Source organism: Natrinema amylolyticum (assembly GCF_020515625.1).
Taxonomy (GTDB): Archaea; Halobacteriota; Halobacteria; order Halobacteriales; family Natrialbaceae; genus Natrinema; species Natrinema amylolyticum.
Window position 1 is genome coordinate 167,893 of the sequence record NZ_JAIWPJ010000005.1, and the last position, 9,799, is coordinate 177,691.

14 protein-coding genes are annotated in these 9,799 nt (G+C 64.8%); 9 read left to right on the forward strand and 5 right to left on the reverse strand.

Annotation, left to right across the window (positions count from 1 at the left end; genetic code table 11):
• Positions 1 to 47: 47 nt before the first annotated feature.
• The gene (locus LDH66_RS20935) at positions 48 to 497 is read right to left on the reverse strand and encodes a DUF7992 family protein (protein WP_226483022.1); all 450 of its coding nucleotides are present in this window, start codon (positions 495 to 497) and stop codon (positions 48 to 50) included.
• 159 nt (positions 498 to 656) lie between these two features.
• Between LDH66_RS20935 and LDH66_RS20940 the strand changes: the two genes are divergently transcribed.
• The 3 genes from LDH66_RS20940 (at position 657) to LDH66_RS20950 (ending at position 2,354) form a co-directional block, all read left to right on the forward strand.
• On the forward strand, positions 657 to 1,061 hold the full coding sequence (locus LDH66_RS20940) for an SHOCT domain-containing protein (RefSeq protein WP_226483023.1): 405 nt from the start codon (positions 657 to 659) through the stop codon (positions 1,059 to 1,061).
• A gap of 160 nt (positions 1,062 to 1,221) precedes the next feature.
• A complete protein-coding gene (locus LDH66_RS20945; RefSeq protein WP_226483024.1) occupies positions 1,222 to 2,007 on the forward strand; it encodes an HAD-IIA family hydrolase in 786 nt (261 codons plus the stop codon).
• A 119-nt stretch (positions 2,008 to 2,126) separates the two neighbouring features.
• Positions 2,127 to 2,354, forward strand: a complete 228-nt coding sequence (locus tag LDH66_RS20950; RefSeq protein ID WP_226483025.1) for a hypothetical protein — start codon at positions 2,127 to 2,129, stop codon at positions 2,352 to 2,354.
• 143 nt (positions 2,355 to 2,497) lie between these two features.
• On the opposite strand, the gene LDH66_RS20955 is transcribed toward LDH66_RS20950, so the two are convergent.
• Positions 2,498 to 2,947, reverse strand: coding sequence for an acyl-CoA thioesterase (locus tag LDH66_RS20955; protein ID WP_226483026.1), 450 nt, complete (start codon positions 2,945 to 2,947; stop codon positions 2,498 to 2,500).
• Positions 2,948 to 3,114: 167 nt separating this feature from the next.
• Between LDH66_RS20955 and LDH66_RS20960 the strand changes: the two genes are divergently transcribed.
• The 4 genes from LDH66_RS20960 to LDH66_RS23035 all read left to right on the forward strand — a co-directional run bounded on the left by LDH66_RS20960 (position 3,115) and on the right by LDH66_RS23035 (position 6,916).
• Positions 3,115 to 4,887 (forward strand): TraB/GumN family protein, encoded by a 1,773-nt coding sequence (locus LDH66_RS20960; RefSeq protein WP_226483027.1) that lies wholly within the window; start codon positions 3,115 to 3,117, stop codon positions 4,885 to 4,887.
• Positions 4,884 to 5,516, forward strand: coding sequence for a metalloprotease (locus tag LDH66_RS20965; RefSeq protein WP_226483028.1), 633 nt, complete (start codon positions 4,884 to 4,886; stop codon positions 5,514 to 5,516). The genes LDH66_RS20960 and LDH66_RS20965 overlap by 4 nt, the downstream gene beginning before the upstream one ends.
• Positions 5,517 to 5,603: 87 nt before the next feature.
• Positions 5,604 to 6,599: a phosphoribosylformylglycinamidine cyclo-ligase gene (gene purM / locus LDH66_RS20970; RefSeq protein WP_226483029.1), complete on the forward strand. Its 996-nt coding sequence runs from the start codon at positions 5,604 to 5,606 to the stop codon at positions 6,597 to 6,599.
• Between the two features lie 185 nt (positions 6,600 to 6,784).
• On the forward strand, positions 6,785 to 6,916 hold the full coding sequence (locus LDH66_RS23035; protein ID WP_264182571.1) for a hypothetical protein: 132 nt from the start codon (positions 6,785 to 6,787) through the stop codon (positions 6,914 to 6,916).
• A gap of 108 nt (positions 6,917 to 7,024) precedes the next feature.
• On the opposite strand, the gene LDH66_RS20975 is transcribed toward LDH66_RS23035, so the two are convergent.
• Positions 7,025 to 7,564 (reverse strand): macro domain-containing protein, encoded by a 540-nt coding sequence (locus LDH66_RS20975; RefSeq protein ID WP_226483030.1) that lies wholly within the window; start codon positions 7,562 to 7,564, stop codon positions 7,025 to 7,027.
• Positions 7,565 to 7,637: 73 nt separating this feature from the next.
• Positions 7,638 to 7,961, reverse strand: a complete 324-nt coding sequence (locus LDH66_RS20980; RefSeq protein WP_226483031.1) for a hypothetical protein — start codon at positions 7,959 to 7,961, stop codon at positions 7,638 to 7,640.
• A gap of 261 nt (positions 7,962 to 8,222) precedes the next feature.
• On the opposite strand from LDH66_RS20980, the gene LDH66_RS20985 reads away from it, so the two are divergent.
• Complete coding sequence (locus LDH66_RS20985) at positions 8,223 to 8,390, forward strand: hypothetical protein (protein ID WP_226483032.1); 168 nt, start codon at positions 8,223 to 8,225, stop codon at positions 8,388 to 8,390.
• Positions 8,391 to 8,532: 142 nt separating this feature from the next.
• Here the strand turns inward: LDH66_RS20985 and dpsA are convergent, their stop codons facing one another.
• Complete coding sequence (dpsA, locus tag LDH66_RS20990; protein WP_226483033.1) at positions 8,533 to 9,078, reverse strand: DNA starvation/stationary phase protection protein DpsA; 546 nt, start codon at positions 9,076 to 9,078, stop codon at positions 8,533 to 8,535.
• A 206-nt stretch (positions 9,079 to 9,284) separates the two neighbouring features.
• Here dpsA and LDH66_RS20995 point away from each other — a divergent pair.
• On the forward strand, positions 9,285 to 9,799 hold a 515-nt coding region (locus LDH66_RS20995), incomplete at its 3' end, for an aldehyde dehydrogenase family protein (RefSeq protein WP_226483034.1).

The following is a 9,799-nucleotide window of genomic DNA, read 5'->3' on the forward strand; positions in this document are numbered from 1 at the left end:
GGGTGCGATGGAGCTGTCAGTGACCGATTCGGGGATTCGTTACCCCGCTACTCCCAGGTGTAACCGAACTCCTCCCCGTCGCGGTGGATGTAATCGTTCTCCAGCACTTCGCTCACTGTCCGGCCGAGCGAGTCCAACTCCTCCTCGATGCCCTGAATATCGACGTCGTCGAGTCCCTCGCGAGTCGCCGCCAGATCGTCCGGAACCGCCGGCGCGCGGTAGCCGACGTCTTCTGCGGACTGATTCCAGTAGAAGTCGAGTCGCTCGAGCAAGCCCGCCTCGCGGACGGCCCGAAACTCCGTTTCGGACAGGTAGGTGTCCCTGGCCCACTCGTCGAATGCGTCTTCCCACGCGCCCGCCTCGAGGAAGTCGGCCAGCGCTTCGCGGCGGACGTTGTCCCCCGTCCGCTCGTCGGGTTCGTCGACGGCGTCGTAGTCACCGGGGTCCTGTGAGCCGTGGAGCCTCGGCGGATCGGGAACCTCGACATCGAGTGTCATGCTTTCTCGTTCGGTCGGCAGCGGTATGGTGTTTTCCCAGCGATTGGCCGACCAGCGGTCTCGCATTATCGATCCATCGAGACGTGGCGACAGACGCTGACCGTCTGCTCGGTACCGCAGTCCCCCACAGTTATTTCAGCCGGGATACAACTAGCGCACATGGCCAGCGAAACCGCCGGCGGACGGGACTACTCGCTCGTCGAGTTGTTCGCCATCAAGTTCGTCCTGGCCGACGTGCTGATCATCGCGTTGCTGTTGCTGGCCGGCCCGGTGTACGCGATTCTGGCCACTGCCCTGATCGTGATCGGAGGTCTCCTCCTGTGGTACCTCGCCGGCCGGACGGGAGACGACGAGTCGCGCGATATCGAACCGGAACGCGGTGAGAGGGTCGAGACGGCCGACAGCGGGACCGACCCCGTGACGACGCTGCAGGAGCGATACGCCGCCGGCGAACTGTCCGAGGCCGAGTTCGAGGCGAAACTGGACCGACTGATCGACTCCAACGAGCGGGCCGAGTCGGCGGACGTCGAGACCGAAGATCTCTCCCTCGAGCGCCGGCGCTGACCCCGCCGATCTGCTGGTGCTGATCCCGCGATCCGCAGCGCTGACCCCGTCGATCCATCGGCGGGTGGCGTTCGGCTACACCGGTCGACCGCCCGTCGGCCGTCGGCATTCGCGAATCCCATCCAAACACTCAATCGCCGGCCCGTCGTACGGTCGAGCGATGACTGACTACGAGGCGGTGATCCTCGACGTCGACGGGACGATCGTCCGCGGCGAGGCATTGCTTCCCGGCGTCACCGACGGGCTGCGCGCGCTCGAGGCGGCCGGCTGTTCGCGGCTGCTCTTCTCGAACAACCCGACGCGGGGGGCCGACCACTACGGCGAGAAACTCGCACCGCACGGGATCGACGTCGATCCGAACGCCGTCCTCACGTCGGCGACCGTCTCCGCGGAGTACCTCGCGGCGACCCACACCGACGACGCGGTCTATCTCGTCGGCGGCGAGCGACTCCGGGCGATCCTCGAAGACGCGGCTGTCGAACTGACGACGGAGCCCGACGCGGCCGAGGTCGTGTTGGGATCGTTCGACAAGAACTTCTCGTTCGGCACGCTCTGGGAGGCCCTGCGGGCGCTCGAGGGCGACGTTCCGTTCTACGGTACCGATCCGGACGCGACGATCCCGATCGACGACGGCGAGATTCCGGGCTCGGGGGCGATCCTCGCCGCGATGGAGGCCGTGGCCAGCCGCGAGGCGGACGCGATTCTGGGCAAACCGTCATCGATCGCGGCCGAGGCGGCGATGGACCGACTGGACACCGATCCGCGGAACGTCTTGGTCGTCGGCGACCGTCTCAACACGGACATCGAACTCGGCAATCGCGCCGGGATGGAGACGGCCCTCGTACTCACCGGCGTCACCGACCGCGCGGATCTCGCTGCGACCGACGCCGACACCGAGCCGGATCACGTCCTCGAGTCGCTGGCCGCGGTCGATACGTTGCTCTGAGCCCGGCTCGCCCGTTTGGACCGCGCGTCAGGCGACGATCGCGGATCATCTGCACCGGAACCGCTCGACGTGCGCGCTCGAGAGGTATATTTATCCGTGACAGTGACCATATACGTCACATGAGAGAACGCATAACTGCAGTGTTGCTCCGTGCACGATACGCGGCGATCGGCGCAGCGGTCGGTGCAGGGATCGGTGGCCTGTTCAGTCGAAACGCGGCCAGTACCGGCGGCGCGATCGGTGGCCTCGTGGGTGCGACGATCGCCGACACCCGCGGGACCCTCGAGGGAACGCTCGAGGAGGCCAAAGAGCTCGATCCACGGTCCGACGGCACCGACGCGGAGTAACTGTCCTCACCGGTCGGTCACCGTCCGATAGATGATCGGCCCGATAGTCGACGCGATCAGTGGAGCGATCGACACTCGTCGATGATTCCGGTCGTCGATTCGACCGCGGAAGAGCGCTCGCAGAGACGGGTCGGCCGGTGCGGCTAGTCGGCTCGGCCCAGATCGTCCGCGAGCGCCTCCCGTCGAAGTCGTTCCCCTTCGTCCGTGTCGACGGTCAACTCGGGAACCGTCGTCGGCGTGTTGTCCTCGTCGATGGCGACGTAGACGAAGTACGATTCAGTGGTTCGTTTGCGCTCGCGAGTCTGAAGGTTCTCGCGCTCGGCGATCAGACGGACCTTCACGCTCGAGGTGCCCGCGTCGTAGACGTAGGCGGTGATGTACGCCGCGTCGCCGACGGGGATCGGCCGCTCGAAGTTCATCTGGTTGACGCGTGCGGTGACACACATCTCGCCGGAAAATCGCATCGCGCTCATCGCGCCCACTTCGTCCATCCATTTCATCACGTTGCCGCCGTGGGCGACGTCGAGCGTGTTGGCGTGATTCGGCTGGACCATCTCCCGATTTTCGATGACCGTCTCCCGAAGGGCCGTCATTGGCCGGTTTTGCCCGAGGGCACCAATCAGTCTTGCTTTCAGCGGTCGACGGGGATCGACCGGACTCGAGTGACAGTTCGGGCTGCTCGACTGTTCAACTGTATAGATATTTTACACGCCTTCGCGGTCCGATACTGGTAAAAGTCGCCGCCGAGTTGGGGGGAGTAATGAGCGACGCAGGCGAGGCCGACGTGCCGGAGCCGCCAGCACCGCCCGACCGCGAGCGCGGCTCCGTCGAGGTCCTCGGGACGGCACACGTCTCGCAAGCGAGTGTCGACGAGGTTCGCGAGACGATCGACCGAGAGGACCCGGACGTCGTCGCCGTCGAACTCGACGAAGGGCGCTACCGCCAGATGAAAGGCGGCACGCCGGACGACATCGAAGCGGGCGATCTCCTCTCGGGCAACACGGTCTTTCAGTTTCTGGCCTACTGGATGCTGTCGTACGTTCAGTCACGGCTCGGCGATCAGTTCGACATCGAACCCGGTGCCGACATGCGGGCCGCCATCGAGGCCGCCGAAGCGAACGGCAGCGGTGTCGCCCTGGTCGACCGCGACATTCAGACGACGATCCAACGGTTCTGGAACGGGCTCACCGTAACCGAGAAGCTGAAAATGGTCGGCGGGCTTGCGCTCGGAATCACCGATCCCCGAACGCTTGGGCTCACCTTCGGCGCCGTCGGTGGCGCCGTTCTCGGCTTTCTCGTCGCCGCGTTTCTCGCCCCGGTGTTCGGCTTCGGTGACCTCCTGCTGGTCGGAATCAGCGATCCCACGACGCTCCAGTACGCCGGCGGCGGCGCAATCGGCGCGCTCGTCGGCACGTTCGTCGGTCTCCTCTTTCTGCCCTCCCTCGAGTCCGCCGGACGGTACACCGGTGGCTATCTCTCGGGGTTTTCGATACGGGTTCTCGCCGGACTAGTCCTCGGGATCGGCGGCTGTCTCGCACTGGTCGCGACCGGGACCTTCGTCGGGCCGTTCTCGGCCGGGACGGTCGAGAGCGCGGGTATCTATGCGATTCGAGGGACGGCCGGGACGCTGGCCGGCCTCGGCGTCGGCGTCACTATCGGTGCCGTCCTCGGACTCGGCCTCGACGGGCTCAGTAGCGACGTCGAGGACATCGACGAGATCGACATCGAGGAGATGACCGACGGCGACGTCGTCGCCGCCATGATGGAGGAGTTCCGCCAGTTCAGCCCCCGCGGCGCGAACGCCCTGATCGACGAACGCGACGCCTACATCGCACACAACCTCCACGACCTCCGCGAACAGGGGTACGACGTCCTCGCCGTCGTCGGCGCCGGCCACAAGGCCGGGATCGAACGCCACTTGCTGAACCCCGAGGATATTCCGACGCTCGAGTCGATCTCCGGAACCGCCTCGAGCCGTCGGTTCTCGCCGCTGAAGATCGTCGGCTACCTCATCATGATCGGCTTCCTCGGGTTCTTCTTCCTGCTGATCATGGCGGGAGTCAGGAACGCCTTCCTGTTGAAGCTGTTCGCGGCTTGGTTCCTCTTCAACGGGATCTTCGCGTTCACGCTGGCGCGGCTGGCCGGCGCACGCTGGATCAGCGCCGGCGTCGGCGGCGCGGTCGCCTGGCTGACGAGCATCAATCCGCTGCTCGCGCCCGGCTGGTTCGCCGGCTACGTCGAACTCAGACATCGTCCGGTCAACGTCCGGGACATCCAGACGCTAAACGAGATCGTCGGCGACACCGAGCGGCCGATCGGCGAGGCCCTCGACGCGATGTTCGACGTCCCGCTGTTCCGGCTGATCATGATCGTCGCGCTCACGAACATCGGGAGCATGATCGCGACGGGGCTGTTCCCGTTCGTGGTACTGCCGTGGCTAGCCCCCGAAATCGGCGGCGTCGACGCGCTCATGGGACAGCTCGTTCAGGGCGCCCAGAACAGCCTCGAGCTGATCCGGGGACTGCTGTCATGAGCTACCGGACCACCCGACAGTCCGATCCCGAACTGCGCTTTAGCGACACGGAGCTTCGCGATCTCGCGATCGCGTGGCTCACGCTCAGCGTCGCGTTCGCGCTGTTGTTCGCGCCGGTCCACCGCGGCGGAAGCGTCGGCACGTTCGTCACGATGGTCGGACTGAGCCTCGTCACGGTCGGCGTCGCGTTCCTCCTCCACGAGATCGCACACAAGGTCGTCGCGATCGAACACGGCCAGCTCGCCGAGTTTCGAGCCGACTACCAGATGCTCTTTCTGGCGATCATGGGGGCGCTCGTCGGGTTCCTCTTCGCCGCACCCGGAGCCGTCTACCACCGCGGCCAAGTGACCCAGCGCGAGAACGGGCTGATCGCGCTCGCGGGCCCGGTAACGAACCTCCTGTTAGCGCTGCTCTTCCTCCCGCTGGTGATCTTCCCCGAACCGTTCGGGACGATCGGTCAGATGGGGATCTGGATCAACCTCTTCCTGGCCGCGTTCAACATGATCCCCTTCGGCCCGCTCGACGGGAAGTCGGTCCTCGAGTGGCACAAGGGGATCTTCGCCCTCGTCTTCGTCCCGTCGGTGCTGCTCGCGGCGTACGTGGTCCTCTTCGTCGGGCCGTTCGGGTAGACGCCGGTCGTCCCGGTCGCTCGAGCGGTCCCGGGGCGTCTCGGCCGGACCGGTGACCTTTTGCTCGCGCCGGGAGGTCCTTCGAGTATGACCGACACGGACGACGAGGGAGGCGACGCGACGGGACTCACCTACGCCGAGACCGGCGTCGACATCGAGGCGAGCGAGGACGCGACCGCGGCCCTGCTCGAGGCCTTCGGCAGCGACCTGCGGACCGAGTACGCGGGCCTGCTCGACATCGGCGACCGGTATCTCGCGCTGGCGACCGACGGCGTCGGGACGAAGCTGCTGGTCGCCGAAGCGATCGAGGACTTCTCGACGATCGGCATCGACTGCATCGCGATGAACGTCAACGATCTCGTCGCGGCGGGCGTCGAACCCGTCGCCTTCGTCGACTACCTCGCGATCGACGAACCCGACGAGGAGCTGACCAACCAGATCGGCGAGGGGCTCGCGGTGGGGCTCGAGCAGGCCGATCTCACCATGCTCGGTGGCGAGACGGCGGTCATGCCCGAAGTCGTGAAAGGGTTCGATCTGGCGGGCACCTGTGCCGGACTCGCCGGGAAAGACGAAATCTTCGACGGCGAGGCGCAGGTCGGGGACGCCCTCGTCGGGTTCCCCTCGAACGGGATCCACTCGAACGGGTTGACCCTCGCTCGCGAGGCGGTGACCCGGGAGCACGACTATACGGACGAGTTCCCGCTCGACCCCGAGCGAACGATCGGCGAGGAACTGCTGCGCCCGACCCGGATCTACACTGACCTGCTCGAGCCGATGCGCGACCACGGGGTCCGCGCGGCGGCTCACGTCACGGGCGGCGGCTGGACGAACCTGCTGCGGATGGGCGAGCACGAGTACGATATCGAGAACCCGCTCCCGGCACAGCCGGTCTTCGAGTTCGTTCAGGCGGAAGGGAACGTGACCGACGCGGAGATGCACCGGACGTTCAACATGGGGACCGGGTTCGTCGTCGCGCTTCCCGATGACCGCGCTGAGGAGTTAGCCGCGGCGACGGACGGACAGATCATCGGACGCGTCGCCGACGGCGACACCGTCGAAATCCGCGGGCTCTCGCTGTCCTGACCCAGACGGCTTCGGTTCTGCGGTCGAACCGCTATTTTCAGACGAGTGCGCGCCGACCCGTTGCCTCAGCTCCGTGGAGCGCTGTTCGATAGTGTGATAAATTGAATTAACGAAAGTAATATGACATCATATCGCATACTAGTGTGATAGCAGCGAGACATCGATCGAAGGCCGCTATACCGACTATGAGAGACATACGCTGTCCGAACTGTAAGGGAAACAACGGTACCGAAGTCGACGGCGAACTGCTCGGCCCAGAAGTCAACCGAACGTTCGAGTGCGAACGCTGTGGCCACACGTGGGACGTCGTCGTCTGAGATGACCGCTCGTCGTCCGGATCGATCGCGAATTCCGGACGCTCCCGACGCTCCTCTCCCGTTCCTGGGAATGTGGCGCTCTCCAACCGAATACGGGATCGGACCCGCTCACCGATCCGATTTGCTCTCCTCCGTCATCTCCGACCGCTCGGATTTGCCGGTCGCCGCTCGAATCGTGTCGTACTCCTCGTCGCTGTAGGCGATAAACTGGACGTCCTCGAGCGTCTCGGGCTCGTACCGCTCGATCTCCTCGCCGATGATTTCCGCACCCGCTGCGAGATCGAAGCCGGCGACTCCACAGCCGAGCGCCGGCATGACGAGCGAGCGACAGCGGAGATCGTCGGCTTTCCCGAGCGCGTTTCGCGTCGCGTCTCGAATGCTTTCCGCGGTCGCTTCGCCGTTGCCGTAGTGCGGCATCGCTGCGGCGTGGATGACGTAGTCGGCCTCGAGGTCGTAGGCGTCGGTGACCGCGACCTCGCCGAGGTCGACCGGCCCGTTCTCCATCGCTTCCTCGTTGATCTCCTCGCCCGCACCGCGGCGGAGCGCGCCGGCGACGCCGGACCCCATCCGGAGGCTCGTGCCGGCCGCATTGACGAGCGCGTCGGCGGACTGTGCGGCGATGTCGCCCTGGATGACGTCGTACTCCATATGCGGAGGTTCCGTATCGAGGCCAATGAACCTGATCGTGGTGAGCGCTCGATTCGGACCGCAGTGCGCCGGCTCAGTCCGTTCGAATCCAGTCCGTCGGGATCGACTGGGGCGCGACGTCGGCGTTCGCGATCCCGTAGAACTTCTCGCGGCCGACCGGCGTCCGGAGGCGCAGGACGCAGGTGTCGTCGGTCACTGCGAACGCGGTCAGCGTTCGATGGGAACGTCGATGGTCGAACCGAAAGCGTCGGTTCGCGTCCGCTTCGACGGTGACGCGGTTGCCGAGTGGCCAACTCAGCGACTCGACGCGGCCGCCGTCGACGTCGAACAGGTGAGCGATCAGGTCCCGGCCGCGCCGACTCATTGTTCCCTGTGATCGGTTCTCGTGTGAACTCATATGACGACCAATTCACTGACACCCGAAAAAAGATGCTATCTCCGCGTGGGCCGCTCGCATGACTCAGTCGTCGCTCCCGATGACGCGACCGCGGAAAGCGATGTCCCGGAGTTCGAACCGCGACAGCCCCGAAAGACGTCGAGCAGCCAGTCTGTCGGGATATATCGCTGACTCCCTATTTCAAATGTCTGACCGTATTCTGCCTCAGGGTCTTAGGCCGACCAAAACCTTTTTAGAATTAGGCCCACCTAACTCAGCGTGATGGACGTACCCGCCCGCAGGGAGGATCCCGAACTCGACGAGGAACTCGAGGAGCCGGCGGCGGTCGTGAGCAGTCACGAAACCCGCCCCGGAAAGATCGTCTTTACCGAACGAGACAACAGCGACGGCTGGATCGCGACCGATCTGGCCGTCGATCTCGAGCCCTGAACTCGTCGGTACTCGAGATCCGCGGACTCCGGCCCGTATCGATCGTGAACTACGCCGTCGCGCGTGATCGGCGAAAAACTGTCTGCCGTATGTGACCGTCGTCGACGCGATCTCGTTTTCGAATCGGTCGCCGGCGTCGCGCTCAGTGAGTCGCTTCCTCGAGGACCAGCGTGTCGTCCTCGAGATAGTGTTCGAAGTGGTGGCCGTCCTCCTCGAGATCGACGAGGATCTCGCGCAGGATCTCGGCGGTCGCGTGGTCGCCGAGGTTATCTGCGAGTTCGATGCTGTCGCGCATCGACTCGATGATGTCGCCGTACATCTCGAGGTCGTTTTCGAACATCGTGCGGACGTCGTAGACGTCCTCGCCCTCGAACTCGACGGTCGCACGCTCCTCCTGGTTCGACGGGCCGGAGACCGGGACGCCGCCGAGCGCCTGGGCGCGCTCAGCGATGATGTCGGCTCCTTCCTCGACGTGTTCGTAGGCCTCCTCTAAGAACTCGTGGAGCGGGAGGAACTCCGCGCCCTCGACGACCCAGTGGTGTTTTTTCAGCTGGTGGTAGAGGACGTACGAGTTGGCCAGTTCCGTGTTCAGCGCGTCGACGATCTGTTCGGCCTTGTCCTGCTCGAGGCGAAGCTTGTTCTCCTCGACGCTGTCTGCCGATTGGCGAACGGTCTGTTGAGTACTCATCCTATCCATTGGTACGTGCGCATTTCACTTAAAGCCTTCCCATGCGAGAACATTTCTTTGGTATACCTAAAGATAAGTTTTCGAGCTGTGGTCCTCAGTTCGCGTATCAATCGAAATGAACGTGTTACCAAACGACACCGTCAATATACTCTTTGTTTTTTCGGGCCTGAGTAAACATTTTCAGTGAGGGGGTCTAAGGGGCGTGTATGGCAACGAGAATCGCACAGCGGCGGGAGCGGATCTACGTCGACGGCGAGTGGATCGAGACCGAGAACGTGCTGTCGGTCTCGGACCTCGCCGAGGGCGGGACGTTCGCCCAAGTCGCCGCCGCGGGGCCGACAGAGGCCCGAACTGCACTGGCCGCTGCTCACGAGATCAAACCGGAACTGCGCGAGACGACGGTCGTCGAGCGCGCCGAGTGGTGTGAAACGATTGCTGACCGACTCCGCGACCGTGAAGAAGAGATCGCGGAGGTCATCGTCCGGGAGGCCGGCAAACCGATCTCGTCGGCCCGCGGCGAGGTCGGTCAGGCGGCCGAGCGCTTCGATCGAGCGGCCGAGGAGGCGCGCAATATCGTCAGCAAGGGCGAGTACCGCGAGGGATCGACGGCCGGCCACGAGGGGTGGCAGGCGATCGTCAAACACGAGCCGATCGGCGCGGTACTGTGTATCACGCCGTACAACTACCCGCTTGCCACGACGGCGCTGCAGGTCGCGCCCGC